Source organism: Colwellia sp. 20A7 (assembly GCF_009832865.1).
Classification (GTDB): Bacteria; Pseudomonadota; Gammaproteobacteria; order Enterobacterales; family Alteromonadaceae; genus Colwellia.
This window is the reverse complement of sequence record NZ_CP047130.1, coordinates 478,337-493,087: the sequence shown is the minus strand read 5'-3', so window position 1 is coordinate 493,087 and position 14,751 is coordinate 478,337. Positions and strand designations below refer to the sequence as shown.

The window sequence follows — 14,751 nt, the reverse complement described above, 5'->3', positions numbered from 1 at the left end:
AACACATAGCGAATTCAAATATGATTGCAATTACTTTAGAAAACTTTCAACAAATAGTATTAGACGAATCTAAAAATAAATTAGTACTCGTTGCTTTTTGGGCGCAACAAATCCCTGAAAGCGTTGAATTAAAAAACAAGTTAGCCGCGAAAACTGCTCCATTTATAGATCAAATACTAATGGCGACAGTCGACTGTGAAACACAACAACAAATAGCGCAACAATTTGGTATTCAAGGTTTGCCTACCGCTATTCTAGTGCAAAATGGTCAACCTATTGATGGCGTTTCAGGACCACAAACAGACGAGGCTATTGCAACTTTTTTAGATAAGCACCTGCCAAAACCAGAAGATATATTACTCGCTCAAGCAAAATCGGCGTTAACCGAAAATAATATCATTGAAGCACAAAGTTTAATTACCCAGGCCTATCAACTTGATGAGCTACGCGCTGATATCAAATTAACGTTAATTGATATCAATATACAAACAGGAAAGATAGAAGCGGCTCAAACGTTATTAGACACCATAAAGATGGTTGATCAAGATAGTTATTATCAAGCGTTATTAGCTAAACTAGAACTAGCAAATCAAGCGGCTAATTCGCCGGAAATTCAAGTTTTAGAAGCAGATTTAGCAAATAATCCAAATGACATTAGTATTCAGCATCAACTTGCTAGTCAATATAGCCAAGTAAACCGCCATGAAGACGCTCTGAAAATATTATTTCGTTTAGTTCAAGCGGGTGAAGTTAATACTAAAGATAAAAGCAAAACACTCTTCTTAGATGTATTAAAAGCCCTACCTGATGGTGATGCTATCGCCACTAAATACCGCCGTAAGTTATATACACTTTTATATTAAAAAACTAACGGTAAATAGCTAAATTGAACACCCCGAAGAGATTAATGATCTCTTCGGAATTAAATTTTGCCACGAATAGAGGGACAGTTAAGGTAAATGTTCACTCGCCAAATAATCATGTGACTGCATTTCCTGCAAGCGGCTTAAACAGCGTTTAAATTCAAAGGCTAAATTTCCACCGCTATATAACTCTTTTAAAGGCATTTCTGCCGACATAATTAGTTTTACATTCCGCTCATAAAATTCATCAACTAATGCAATGAAACGTCGAGTACTATCATCACTTTCTCGTCCCATTTGCTTAACATTTGCCATTAATACAGTGTGATATATTTGACTGATTTTCATGTAATCACCTTGACTACGAGCACTTTCACACAATACAGAAAAATCAAAATACACAATACCGTCAGACACAAGCACAGTCGGAAGTTGTCTGTTATTTATTTCAATGTCTACCCCTGCTTCAATCGCCTCAGATGAAAGTTGCTTGAAATAATAATGTAAATTATCAGTGGCTTTTTGATCGAGTGGGTAATGGTAAATTTCAGCTTGCTCTAAAGTACGAAGTCTATAATCGACACCGCTATCAACGTTTACAATCTCAGTATTTTCATTAATCAATTTAATCGCCGGTAAGAAACGTTCACGTTGTAAACCATTGCGATAAAGTTCATCAGGAACAATATTTGAAGTTGCGACTAAAATAACATTATGAGCAAAGAGTTCTTCAAATAAAGATCCTAAAATCATAGCATCGGTAATATCGGATACAAAAAACTCATCGAAACAAATTATTCGTGTTTCTTTGGCAAACTTTTTCGCTATAATTTTTAACGGATCTGATTGTCCTGTTAATTCTTTGAGCTCTTGATGAACACGATGCATAAAACGATGAAAATGTACGCGCATCTTATTATCAAATGGCAAGCAATCATAAAAAGTATCAACTAAGTATGTTTTACCTCGGCCTACCCCACCCCAAAAATATAGTCCTTTTATGGATTTTTCATTTTGTTTTTTATAGACTTTTTTCCAGCTATTTAAAACTTTTTTAAAGCTAGAGATTTCTACCGGTTTGGTTTGTAAATCTTCATATAACCGTTGTAAATGCTTTACTGCATTTTCTTGAGCCGCATCAAAAAGGAAATCATCTTTTTTTAAGTCTTGCTTATATTTATCAATGGGAGAGAGTTTAATCATGAATGAACCATGTTGAATTTGTTGTTATTTACTTAATGAAGAAAACTTACTTGAAAAAGAAAAAATTACCAACATATTTAATCAATAAGTTAAGTTATCGCTACACAAAATAATGCTCGCACTATATTATACTAAACAGATAACACCTTACTTAGAGACAAATTTAATTAATTTGGTATTATTGTAAACTATAACAGCGTTAATTTATCACAAATTTTATATCCATACATTTTAAGGTAATCCTATGACAGTATTAAGCGCATTGATCATTTTTGTAGTTGGTGCAATTGTTGGTTTTATTGCCAATCATTTTTTGTCATCTTCAAACCAAGAACAACGTAAATTATCTGAACAAGTAAGTAACAGTGAAGCCGCTTTATCTCAATATAAATTAGATGTTGCCGAGCATCTTGCAAGCTCAGCTAGTTTATTAGATCAAATGAACAATACTTGCCAAACCGCAATGAAACAAATGAAAGAAAGCACACAGTTATTACAACGTGTAACAACTACTGATACTGAAGGAATGCCTTTTTTCTCACAAGAAACACAAGAACAGTTAGCTCAGACTGCGGGCTTACGACATGAAAAACGTAGTACTCAACAAGATGACTCAAGTACAGAAGCACCGTTAGATTACTCTAATGAAGCAAGTGGCTTATTTATCGACCAAAAACAAAAAAACACCTAATAAGTTGGTATACATCTAACTTATTTATTATATCCTTCAGAAACATAGTGTTACAAATGTACAAAATGCATTTCTGAACTAAACCTATTTTATTCAGTCTATTTGGAGGTAGATCAACTTAAAATAAAGTTGATTCAATTAAGTTTAGGAGAATTCATCCATATGAAAAAATTGTCAATTATTTCCTTATCTGCTGTGCTTGGCGCAGCATTGCTTTCCAGCTCCCTTATTCCACTTACTGCCCAAGCGTACTCTATTTGGCCAAGCAATGTTGAAGGCCAAGAAATGCCTAGCCTTGCGCCAATGCTAGAGAAGTCGACTCCTGCTGTAGTCAGTATTGCAGTCAAAGGTACTCACGAAGTCAAACAAAGTGTACCTAATATTTTTAGATTTTTTGGTAATCCCAATCAAAACCCTAATCAAGCACAGCAGCGCCCATTTCGTGGTTTAGGCTCAGGGGTTATTATTGATGCTAAGGAAGGTTATATTGTTACTAATAATCATGTTATTGAAAAAGCAGATGAAATATTAATAACACTGAAAGATGGTCGTCAAATTGAAGCAAAGAAAATAGGATCTGATGCTGATTCAGACATAGCCTTATTACAAATTGATGCAGAGAATTTAACTGAAATAAAAATAGCCGACTCAGATAAGCTACGTGTTGGTGATTTTGCTATCGCTATTGGCAGTCCTTTTGGCTTAGGTCAAACAGTAACGTCAGGTATTGTTAGTGCATTAGGACGCAGTGGACTAAATATTGAAGACTATGAAGATTTCATTCAAACAGATGCTGCCATTAACAGTGGTAACTCTGGTGGTGCCTTAATTAATCTACGTGGTGAGTTAATAGGTATTAACACAGCTATTCTTGGTCCTAATGGCGGTAATATAGGTATCGGCTTTGCTATTCCTAGTAATATGATGAATAACTTGACCAAACAAATTATAGAGTTTGGCGAAGTACATCGTGGCGTACTAGGCGTTTCAGGTCGCAGTCTTAACAGTGATATTGCAAAAGCGATGGAATTAGAAACTAACCAAGGTGGTTTCATTGAGCAAGTAATGCCAGATTCTGCAGCCGATGAAGCAGGTATTGAACCAGGTGATGTAATCACTAAAATAAATGGAAAGCTGATAAAAACCTTTAATGAATTACGTGGAAAAATAGGCTCTATCGGTGCAGGAAAAACAATCGAACTAACCATTGTACGTAATGGTAAAGAAAAGAATCTCGACGTTACTTTAAAGCAATCTCAAAGTAATAATGTTGCTGCTGCTACTATACACCCTATGTTTGAAGGCGCAGAATTAGAAAACAACAGTAATAATAATGGTGTCATTATCAAAAATGTTGAAGAAAATTCCCCTGCGGCATTAGTTGGTTTAAAAACAGGTGACTTGATTACCGCAATAAATCGCACACGTATTAGTAATGTTGGTGATTTACGTAGTTATTTAAAAGATAAGGAAGGTGTTTTTGCATTAAACATCATTCGTGATAATTACGCTCAATATTTAATGATTCGATAACAATTCCATAATTGAAAGCAAGGCTAGTGAAAACTAGCCTTTTTTATTTTTCTATTAGCCCAATATTTTATGCTAAACTCAAAAAATATAACAAAAATGATTATCGCAATGATAACTATTATACTGGGCACTATCCTTTGAAATTAAAACCTGCATTAAAGTACATTATAAACTCTATTAGTTATGGCGTATTATTTGCCGTTGCTTTACTTCTCTTAAAGCCAAACTTAAATGAAAATACATTTATAAAGCAATTATTTAGCACAGAAAAGAAAGAATCCCGCCCTCTTTCCTACGCTAAGGCAGTCAGTGTTGCGAGCCCTGCTGTAGTAAATATTTATTCTGAAGACATTATGCCAAGTTCTGTTTATGGTCAAGCTGCCCGTAAAACAACGACATTAGGCTCAGGTGTGATCATGGATAGTAATGGTTATATCCTAACTAATTTACATGTTATTCAAAATGCAGATTTGATTCATGTGGTATTACAAAGTGGCCAACAATTTCCTGCTCAAATAATTGGTTTTGATAAAATTACTGACCTAGCTGTGTTAAAAGTTAACGCGAGTAACTTGCCTACTATCCCGCAAAAATATAATCAGCAGTCACTCGCCGGTGATATCGTGCTCGCGATAGGAAACCCTTTAAACCTAGGACAAACAGTGACTCAAGGTATCATTAGCGCTACAGGTCGTAGTGGTCTAAGTAATACCAGCTACTTAAATTTCTTACAAATGGACGCTGCTATTAATGAAGGGAACTCTGGCGGTGCTTTAGTTAATAGTAATGGTGTTTTAGTAGGTATTAATTCAAGAAAATTCACCCAATCAAATCCTCAACTCAATATTCAAGGAATATTTTTTGCTGTACCTTATGAATTAGCAGCTAAAATAATGCAACAAATCATTGAAAATGGTCGTGTAGTTCGTGGCTGGTTGGGAATTTCTGCTACTCAGTATTCTACTGATGCGAAAGGAATTGTAGTTGAAGAAGTAAGTCCAAATAGCCCCGCAAAAATAGGTGATATTCAAGTTGGGGATATTATGTACCAAATAGATGAGAAACCTATTAATAGTATTGTACAAGCATTAGATATAGTTGCGGAAACAAAGCCTAATACAACATTAATATTTAAACTTTACCGTCAAGGAAAGATTATCGAAACAAGTATAACCATTGCTGAATTTAATAATTAATTAACACAGAGAAGCATTTTACTCGTTAATGGTTAATGGTTAATGGTTAATGGTTAATGGTTAATGGTTAATAATATATTGTTCCATTTCATCCGCGGGCATAGGTTTAGCGTAATAAAATCCTTGCCCGTATAAACAGTCCATTTTTTGAAGTAACTCTGCATTTTCGAGACTTTCAATTCCCTCACCAATAGTCGCCATACCAAGACTTGTTGCTAAATCAATAATGGTTTTGATAATAGCTCTACTATTGTTCTGCTCATGACAATTATTAATAAAAGAACGATCTATTTTTAAGACATCAATAGGAAATTGATGTAAATAACTTAAACTCGAATATCCTGTTCCAAAATCATCAAGTAATATTTTTACACCCAACTTTTTAAGCGCTTTCATATTAGATAACACAATGTCTGTATTTTCCAAAAGCGCTCGCTCTGTTAGCTCTACTCTTAGATTTTTAGGCTTCAAACCTGTCTCTATCAATATACGTTCAATATCATCAGGTAATGTAGCACTAAAAAACTGGTTACAAAATAGATTACAACTCACATACAGATCATTACGTGATAAAGTTTCTTGCCAACGTTTTAGCTGTTGACAAGATTTTTTTAATATTTGAAAATCAATAGCTTGCACTAAATTTGTTTCTTCGGCTAGCGGGATGAATTCATCAGGGTAAACAAAGCCACGCTTATTACTTGGCCAGCGAGCTAAGGCTTCAAAGCCTTTTATTTCTTTATTCTCTAATTCTATTATAGGTTGATAGTAAGGAATAAATTCGTCCCACTCTATTGCCTCTCTAATATCTGCCTCAAGAGATAATGCATTTTGCACTCTTTGATGCATACTTGCATCAAAGACCTCATAACGCCCTTTTCCATTGCCTTTAGCATGGTACATTGCTGTATCTGCATCTCGCAACATGGTATCTGCATCGTTATAGCGCTCATCACTAAACAAAATACCAATACTTGTTCCTGTAAAAACTAATTGGTTATTAATAATGAATGGTTCAGTAAGGAATTCAGTGATTCGTTGGGCAATATCGAAAGCTTTTTGGTCTGAATCAAGATCTTCAATTAAAATCACAAATTCATCACCACCGAGTCTAGCAACAGTATCTTTACCACGTAAAATGGAAGAAAGTTCATAGGCTATAAGCTTTAATAAGGTATCTCCTGCTTGGTGGCCTAAACTATCATTAACGACCTTAAAGCGATCTAAGTCTAAAAATAATACCGCAAAAGATAAGTCAGGCTTTCGTTTGTTGCAGGCAATAGCATGATTTAATAGGTCAAGAAATACAGCTCTATTAGGTAATCCAGTTAGACTATCATGCGAAGCCGTGTGCTTTAATCTTTTTTCAGCCTGCTTACGTTGTAAAATCTCTTCTTCAAGGGCTAAGGTTCTTAGCTTAACCTGCTCCTCTAATAGCTCATGATTTTGCCTTTCTATTTCCGATGTTTCTCGGCGTTTAATCGCAGAAGACACATGATTAGAAACAAAATTAAGTAATTCTGCATCTTGCTCGCTATAAATAGTACGAGCAGAATAGCTTTGAATCACCATTACACCTAATAGCTTTCCAACATAGAGCAAAGGAACACCTAGCCAAGAATGTTCATCCGAGGTGGGCTTTCGGGTTTGACCACTCTCACACAAATCTTGCATATCTTGCTTAGATAAAAGAACCGTTTTCTGCTGACGAATAACGAGTTCAGAATAATGATTTGAGAGCTTTCTTTTTTTGAAAAAACTTCTCTCATGGCTCGAATCTTCATCAACCACATAAACATATTCTATCGTGTCACTTTCTTCATCATATTTAGCAATAAAAAAATTGGTTGCGTTAATCAACTGACCAACAATATTATGTACTTTAGAATAGAAAACATCGATATCAAAACTAGCATCATTAGCTAACTCTGAAATTCGATATAAGGATTCTTGTAATAATTCAGATTTTTCTCGTTCGCGAATTTGTGCCATTAATTCTTGCGTACGTGCATTAACAGCACTGGTTAAGCGCTCTTTATCCTGTAAGCGAATCATCGCACTAACTACATGCTGTCCAGTAAAAGTCAGCATATTTAAGTCTTGCTCAGAATACCTAACTTTTTCATTGTAACTTTGAACTACCATCACCCCAATAACTAAATCATTGTGTAGTAGTGGCACGCCTACCCAGTCGGTTCCTGTTGAACCATGTTGGGTTATTTTACCATTTGCACATAGCTGTTTTTCTAATGAGGGGCTTACTAATAAAGGTTGTAATGATTCAATAACTAAGTGTGTAAAAGAGCCTGCTAGGACATCATAATCTATAACCCCTTCAGGTCTTTCATCTTTCTCATCTACATGATAAACAAACTCAAGTGTGCTAAAAGTTTGATCATAAGTAACAATATAGAAATTTTCAGCCGTCATTAATGAGGCTATAGTTTTATGAACCTTAGGATAGAAGTGGTTTAAATCTTCACATTCTTGAGATAATTTATTCAAATTAAACAAAGCATTATAACGTAATTGTAAATCTTGATGCTCTGCTTGCAAAGTCAGAAGTGCTTGTTCCTCTACTTCTTTTTTAGGTTTAGCAGTGTCCATATTGTTTTTTAAAGATCCATTAGACATAAATAAAATTCACCATTTGCTACTACTATTATTTGCAATTTAATTCTATAAACTTTTCATATAAGCATGATGTCTCTATAAAAAAATTCACTTTATACTGGGTTAAAATGGGTTAATGATAAAGGTATTATTTATTACTCGCTTCTTTATTCATATTTGTTACGATTTCTTTTGTTTTATGTTTGTTACCACAAATAGCAAGTTGCTTTTCATCACGATAATACCGAATATCAATACAATCCTGCTGATATCTGCGTTCAAGCTCTGTACGAATTAAAGGCTGACCCTTGGCATTCACTATTTGACGATGTAATACTTGGCATTGTTGAATCTGCTCTGATGCTAACGTGATATCTTCACAAGTTTCATTATTACTAGAGCAAGCAGCTAAAAAAAGAACCGAAAATATAACTGAAAAAAAAGATAACTTCATGTTGTGTTTCACTTATTTATATTACAAATTTATTGTTAATTACATTATATAGCAAAGCATGAAAAAATCGTTATTATTTATTTATATGCTTGATGATAACTAATATCGGTTTACAATTGGCTCATACTTTACCTTAAAGAGAAAAAAATGACACTATCCGTTGTTGATTACACAGACAAGAATGCACCTGAGCTATTTGTGAAAAGTTTGAGAGAAACTGGATTTGGGGTATTAAAAAACCATCCTATTCAACAATCTTTAGTTGAATCTATTTATCATAATTGGCAAGAGTTTTTTAATAATCACGGTAAACAAGAGTTTGCTTTTGATGTTGAAAAACAAGATGGCTATTTTTCTTCTGAGATTTCAGAAGTAGCAAAAGGTCATACTCAAAAAGATATTAAAGAGTATTTTCATGTTTATCCATGGGGTCGTATTCCTGATTCATTAAAAGATGAAATACTCAACTATTATCAATTGGCGTCTAACTTAGCCAGTGAGCTATTAGACTGGGTGGAAGCCTATAGTCCTGAAGACGTAGCAAAAAACTATTCTCAACCATTGTCGAGTATGATTAAAGATACGCCGAATACGCTATTACGCATATTGCATTACCCACCATTAACAGGCGATGAAGAAGCTGGCGCAATAAGAGCTGCTGCTCACGAAGATATTAATTTATTAACTATATTACCAGCAGCAAATGAACCCGGTTTACAAGTACAGTGCCAAGATGGCAGCTGGATAAATGTCCCTAGTGATTTTGGTAATTTAATTATTAATATAGGTGACATGTTACAAGAAGCATCCGGCGGATACTTTCCTTCAACTACTCACCGAGTCATTAATCCTACAGGTAAAGCTAGCACAAAATCACGTATTTCACTGCCGCTTTTCTTACACCCTTGTAGTGATGTAAAATTGTCAGAAGAACATACTCAAGCCAGTTATTTACTTGAACGCTTACGCGAACTAGGTGTTAAGTAAACTGAACGTTGAATAAGTAAATTGTAAAATATCAATAATAACGTTAGTAAATAAAGGATTAGATACTAACGTTAATTAGCTTACTTTCTCCTAGGTTCAAACTCTCCTCTAAAACGTATTTACCGATGGATGTTCGATGTAAAGCAATAACAGGATTATTAAAGCGACCAAACATTCTTTTTATTTGGTGGTAACGCCCTTCTGTTAACACAACTTCCGCCTGATATTGGCTAGTAATAGTCAAGACAACTGGCAGAGTTGTGATATTTTCATAAGCAAAGTACATACCTGCTGAAAAAGCTGCAATATATTCTTGGGTTAACGGGTTTTGCAACGTAACTAAATAATGTTTAGCTACTTTGCTTTTTGGGGATGTTAACTTTTCAGACCAACGACTATCATTGGTTAATAGAACCAAACCTGATGTATTTAAATCTAAGCGTCCAACAATATGTAAACTCGCTTTTTCTTCAGCCGATAATAGTTCACCTAATAAATCTATAACGGTTCTGTGTTTGTCATCTTTGGTAGCGCACACAACCCCGATAGGTTTATGCAACATAACGTATAAAGCTTGGTGTTGCTGAAGAACCTTATTATCCAATGAAATTACAGAGAATTTATAAATAGGTAAGGCAATATCTGTCGCGATCACCCCATCTACAGTTACTCTTTTCTGTGCTAATAATAAGCGTACTTTTTTCCGATTAATTTGACAGGTTTCACTAATAAAGCGATCTAGACGAGCACGATTTATAGACATAATATAGTTACTAAATTAAAGAAGTTAATTTGATGAGATTAAATAGCACCTAACGCTAACTGCTTCGCAATTAAATTAAGTACTTTTTGCAGCTTAATATGAAGCAACCCAGCCAGTATTTTATGCTGCTGATTTAGCATAGCAAGCTCTGAGTCAGTAATAGCAATATAGCAATTTAGTGTTTGAGTTTTTTCACTGTTATAGTAATAACTAAAAACATCATCGCTATAATTTTTTGTTTCTGATTGAGCTTGCTCTTGGGCGTGTTTATGTATATCAAAGCTGTTCGCTGTTTCTATAAATAGTTTAACGCTAAGCACAACCTCTTCATTACCATACCAATTAGCCGTCATCGTTTGAAAATTGAATTGTGCTTCAAGCTTATTACATACAGATCTTATTTTAGTAAATTGCTGTACTAAATCATCACAAACAGAAATCGAAATGGGTAATTGTTCCGTCATATTTTAGACTCAATTTAAAACGACATGTAAGCAGTATTATATAGTCAAACTATGATTAAAGCACGATGAGTAAGAGTTAACGAGACATTATAAAAGAACCAAAAAGCTAATAAACACTATCTTGTTAAACTTTGCTATAATTTAGGTAAAGTTTTTTGTGAATAAGCCGATATACAGTTATTAAGCATAATTATTAATTCATTCTGGAGTAGCGCTATGTCTATCAATATTACTAATACACCAAGTTTCGCCCCCGAAAATGGTGGTAACGGAACAATTTTATCTGTTGCCGTTAAAGCAAAAGAGATAGCAGAAGCAGAAGGAGAAATGGCATTGCAATTAATTCAAAGTGCAGCCCCAGCTGCTAGTTCAAGTAATACAACCGCCAGCATCGGACAAAATATTAATATTAAAGCTTAGTTCCATACGTTCATAAGCTTAGTTTAAAGACTGTTTATGCAATAATGATCTTCCTTGAAAAACACTATTACTCTATCAAAGGTAATAGCTTTCTTTGCAATTCAACTATGGGCTTTTATCCCCATTCTATTTATATTGATGCCATAAAGAAGCCGCTACTTTGTGAATTGGCAATTTTTTATCGCTAAGTAACCACCTTACTATTTCAAAAGCTACATCAGGTGTTTTTTTATATATTCTAGGCTTACACTTTACTAACCAACTAGCGACAATATCTTCATCTAATGTCCGCATTACCTTGGCAAATTTAAGCTCATGTAATGCAAGTGCATTTGATTCTTGCTCCATTTGGCCTTGTAACGGCTTAACGAGTAAAGGCAGTCCTAAGTGCAAACATTCACTGATTAATTCAAAACCACTATTTGATATAACAGCGCTACCACGACACAAGTCTTGCTTAAACCCTGCATAACAAGTGGTTCTTATCGATACATTTTTCTTCTCAGCATTATCAACATCCGGAGAATATTGGATAAAATGTTTATCTGGGAATTGTTGTAATAACCGAGTTACTTTACTCTGATTTTCAAAAGGAAGATAAACTATAACCACATTTACTTCCGCTTTTCCAACAAGGTTTACATCAATGATTGGTGGCAAAATAGATTGATCAAAAGGTGCCCAATGTAGCCCGATTGAATCCTTTGCCGGTGCAAAGTAATTCATCACGAATTCAGCTAGTAAATTTTTTCCGGCTCGAGGTGTATTACGACCAAAAGCATATTGATGCCCAATACCAAGCACTAGCTTTTTCTTTAGCTTTGCAGCCCAAGCGGTCACAGGTTCAAAATCGGTAATAATTAAATCATAATCGTCAATCGCTAACGTATGAACATCATAAATAAATCGTAAAAAATTATTATTGAATGCGGTTGATAAATAATTAACTTTGCCATTTTGAACAATAAAAGTAAGCCCTTGTTTATAGATAAAGTCACCAAAGAGCTCCATATCAAAGAGTTTATCTTTAGGGCGGCCAGAAAAAAGAAAAGTCACCTCGACACCATTTTCTTTTAATTGCTTAGCCATAATTCGACTTCGAGCTATATGACCATTCCCTGTAGCTTGAACACCATATAATATTTTCACACCATCACCACAACATAAGCAATACTACTTCCTAAAGTAGCACCTACCAGCGTATCTGTTGGAAAATGAACACCAAGTATTACCCGTGATATTGCAACACTCGTTGCCCAAAAATAAAGTGGTGATGCAATTATCCCTAACTCAAGCACACATAAGTTAGCTAAGAGAAATGCTGCCATGGTATGTCCAGAAGGAAAACTAAACTGATCTGAGGCTTCAATTACACTGGTGAAGCCTGTCACTATTTCAGGTGGGCGCCTACGCTTTAAGCTATTTTTTAACACAAAATATAATAACCGCTCTATAGCACAAGCCCAAAGCAATATAATAACAAAGTGCTTTCCTTCTTGAGGACTTATTAGCCAATAGCATAATGGCAGTAGAAACTGTATATAACCATCACCCGTTCGAGAAATAATACGAACCATGGCAATAAACTGAGGATAAAATCGAGATTTTCTACACCATAATAATACACGAAGATCATATTGATAAATGTCATTAAGCATAGCCATTTCCTCTAGTTTCTTTGTTATATGTGGTAGTTGAATACTGCTCTCTTTAAAGAGGGTTTATCTAGCAATCAAGCGAATCACACTAGAATTATTGATGCTTTTCAATATAACGAATGCGTTTTTTAGTGAGCAATTTATCAAGATCAACCACCACTAAACCATCAACACAATCATTAAAATCTGGATCAATATTAAATGCTGAAAAACTGACACCGCCCTCTTCACATAAAGAAGAATATTGCTTATAAAGTGTTGGTACACTTACACCACAATTCGCCAATAAATGCTTCAAGGTTACAAAATCTTTTTCTTTATCAGCACCATCAAATGCTGCAAGCAGTTCACCTTTTTCCATATCGTCAAGTTGAAAAGGTATTTTCGCTTTCGCTATCATTTCTTCACTCGGAAAATAATGCTGGTAGTAATGTACAAGTAAATTTTTGGCCGGTGTTGGTAAAGCATTACTAATACTGACAGGCCCAAACAAATAACGATATTGCGGATTTTTAGCTACAAACGCCCCTATTCCTACCCATAAATAGTCTAAACTTCGTTTCCCCCAATATTTTGGTTGAACAAAACTACGGCCCAACTCTAAGCCTTTGGTAAATATTGGTGTCATACTAGGTTGATAATCAAATAACGTATTAGTATATATTCCCTGAGATTGTGGATTATCGATTAACTTCTGAGTTTCAGCAAAGCGATAGGCACCTACTACTTCTAAGTCATCGTCGTCCCATAAAATCAAATGTAAATAATCTAGATCATACCCATCAATATCTCGACGTTTTCCTGTTCCTTCTCCCACTAAACGAAAAGCAACCTCCCTGAGCCGACCAATTTCACGCATAATAGGTGAGCTGCCTTGCTGACGATAAAGTAATATTTTCTTGCCGTCTGCAGTATTCCCCAATAGTTCACAGTTGCGAATAGCTGCTCTAAGCTCTGCGCGATTCTCTGGATGAGCAATGGCTTTTTCTGTTTTTAATATTTCAGCTTTATTTCGAGCAATATTGTATAAATGCTTTTTAAACAATTTTACTTTACTGATTTGCGGCACATCAAGAGAGTCAAAATATTCAAATGGGATGACATCACCAATTTTAATATTCATGCGTTTGTGCGCTTGTTTGAACATTTCCTTAATCAATAGTAACGTAGATAATGGTTTGTACACTGCTGATATTGCATAGAAAAAAGCAGAGTTTCGTGCATCCATATAAACAGGAAGAATAGGTGATTGCGTAGCGGTAGCGAAATTAAGAAACCCCTTATGCCAACTACCATCACGTATCCCACTAGCTCCCATACGAGAGACCTCTCCAGCAGGGAAAATAATCACAGCGCCCTCGTTATTCAGGTGCTGATAAATTGCTTCAAGGTTTTTTTTCGGTGTTTTATTACCCATATTATTCACTGGTAATAATAGGGAGTGTAATGGTTTAACATTCATTAATAAGTCGTTAGCAACTACCTTAAAGTCTGGCCTAACTTCACTGATCATCTTTATTAATACTGCGCCATCTAAAGTGCCAATAGGATGATTCGCGATGATAATAACTTTACCGGTTGCCGGAATTTTTTCTCTATCTTTATCACTGACACAATAGCCAAAATCAAAGTGATCGAGCATTGCTTCGGCAAAGTCTAATCCTTTGGCATATGGATATTGTTTCTCGATAGTCAGTAAGGCTTTTTCATGCAAAAGATAACGTAAAATGTTTCTGATACTTTTGCTCATCAATGACTGATGATTCATTTTCGGTAGACTGTCATTAACAACTTGGTCGACATTGAACATATTAATTCCGCCATAATCAGCTATTCACTGATTACCCAGAATATAGTACTTTTATGGCTAATATTTGACGTTTAAATGACAACTTTGTGACATCTT

General features: G+C 34.9%; 14 protein-coding genes. 6 read left to right on the top strand and 8 right to left on the bottom strand.

Translation table 11 applies throughout. From position 1 onward, the window contains the following. Nucleotides 1-20: 20 nt before the first annotated feature. Entirely contained in the window at nt 21-863 is an 843-nt protein-coding gene (locus tag GQS55_RS02105; RefSeq protein ID WP_159817498.1) for a tetratricopeptide repeat protein, read from the top strand. Between the two features lie 87 nt (nt 864-950). Here the strand turns inward: GQS55_RS02105 and zapE are convergent, their stop codons facing one another. Further along, complete coding sequence (zapE, locus tag GQS55_RS02100) at nt 951-2,066, bottom strand: cell division protein ZapE (RefSeq protein ID WP_159817496.1); 1,116 nt, start codon at nt 2,064-2,066, stop codon at nt 951-953. Nucleotides 2,067-2,310: 244 nt separating this feature from the next. Between zapE and GQS55_RS02095 the strand changes: the two genes are divergently transcribed. The 3 genes from GQS55_RS02095 (at nt 2,311) to GQS55_RS02085 (ending at nt 5,486) form a co-directional block, all read left to right on the top strand. After that, nucleotides 2,311-2,757, top strand: coding sequence for a YhcB family protein (locus GQS55_RS02095; protein WP_159817494.1), 447 nt, complete (start codon nt 2,311-2,313; stop codon nt 2,755-2,757). Nucleotides 2,758-2,919: 162 nt separating this feature from the next. Further along, on the top strand, nt 2,920-4,290 hold the full coding sequence (locus GQS55_RS02090) for a Do family serine endopeptidase (protein ID WP_159817492.1): 1,371 nt from the start codon (nt 2,920-2,922) through the stop codon (nt 4,288-4,290). Nucleotides 4,291-4,427: 137 nt separating this feature from the next. Beyond that, nucleotides 4,428-5,486 carry a trypsin-like peptidase domain-containing protein gene (locus tag GQS55_RS02085; RefSeq protein ID WP_159817490.1) on the top strand — a complete coding sequence of 353 codons (1,059 nt, stop codon included), beginning with the start codon at nt 4,428-4,430 and terminating at the stop codon, nt 5,484-5,486. 60 nt (nt 5,487-5,546) lie between these two features. On the opposite strand, the gene GQS55_RS02080 is transcribed toward GQS55_RS02085, so the two are convergent. After that, the gene (locus GQS55_RS02080) at nt 5,547-8,120 is read right to left on the bottom strand and encodes a bifunctional diguanylate cyclase/phosphodiesterase (RefSeq protein WP_236559736.1); all 2,574 of its coding nucleotides are present in this window, start codon (nt 8,118-8,120) and stop codon (nt 5,547-5,549) included. Between the two features lie 127 nt (nt 8,121-8,247). Further along, nucleotides 8,248-8,553 carry a hypothetical protein gene (locus GQS55_RS02075; protein WP_159817488.1) on the bottom strand — a complete coding sequence of 102 codons (306 nt, stop codon included), beginning with the start codon at nt 8,551-8,553 and terminating at the stop codon, nt 8,248-8,250. A 147-nt stretch (nt 8,554-8,700) separates the two neighbouring features. Here GQS55_RS02075 and GQS55_RS02070 point away from each other — a divergent pair, with 147 nt between their 5' ends. Next, nucleotides 8,701-9,540, top strand: a complete 840-nt coding sequence (locus GQS55_RS02070; RefSeq protein WP_159817486.1) for a 2OG-Fe(II) oxygenase family protein — start codon at nt 8,701-8,703, stop codon at nt 9,538-9,540. Nucleotides 9,541-9,598: 58 nt separating this feature from the next. On the opposite strand, the gene GQS55_RS02065 is transcribed toward GQS55_RS02070, so the two are convergent. Together GQS55_RS02065 and GQS55_RS02060 are read right to left on the bottom strand one after the other, a co-directional pair. Beyond that, on the bottom strand, nt 9,599-10,303 hold the full coding sequence (locus GQS55_RS02065; RefSeq protein WP_159817484.1) for a pseudouridine synthase: 705 nt from the start codon (nt 10,301-10,303) through the stop codon (nt 9,599-9,601). A 38-nt stretch (nt 10,304-10,341) separates the two neighbouring features. Further along, entirely contained in the window at nt 10,342-10,767 is a 426-nt protein-coding gene (locus tag GQS55_RS02060) for a hypothetical protein (RefSeq protein ID WP_159817481.1), read from the bottom strand. A gap of 216 nt (nt 10,768-10,983) precedes the next feature. Here GQS55_RS02060 and GQS55_RS02055 point away from each other — a divergent pair, with 216 nt between their 5' ends. After that, complete coding sequence (locus GQS55_RS02055) at nt 10,984-11,187, top strand: cytoplasmic protein (RefSeq protein WP_159817479.1); 204 nt, start codon at nt 10,984-10,986, stop codon at nt 11,185-11,187. Nucleotides 11,188-11,313: 126 nt separating this feature from the next. Here the strand turns inward: GQS55_RS02055 and GQS55_RS02050 are convergent, their stop codons facing one another. The 3 genes from GQS55_RS02050 to GQS55_RS02040 all read right to left on the bottom strand — a co-directional run bounded on the left by GQS55_RS02050 (nt 11,314) and on the right by GQS55_RS02040 (nt 14,655). Further along, nucleotides 11,314-12,336: an MJ1255/VC2487 family glycosyltransferase gene (locus tag GQS55_RS02050; protein WP_159817477.1), complete on the bottom strand. Its 1,023-nt coding sequence runs from the start codon at nt 12,334-12,336 to the stop codon at nt 11,314-11,316. Beyond that, nucleotides 12,333-12,845: a phosphatase PAP2 family protein gene (locus GQS55_RS02045; RefSeq protein ID WP_236559735.1), complete on the bottom strand. Its 513-nt coding sequence runs from the start codon at nt 12,843-12,845 to the stop codon at nt 12,333-12,335. The genes GQS55_RS02050 and GQS55_RS02045 overlap by 4 nt, the downstream gene beginning before the upstream one ends. A gap of 94 nt (nt 12,846-12,939) precedes the next feature. Then, nucleotides 12,940-14,655, bottom strand: a complete 1,716-nt coding sequence (locus tag GQS55_RS02040) for a GNAT family N-acyltransferase (RefSeq protein WP_159817473.1) — start codon at nt 14,653-14,655, stop codon at nt 12,940-12,942. Nucleotides 14,656-14,751: the final 96 nt, after the last annotated feature.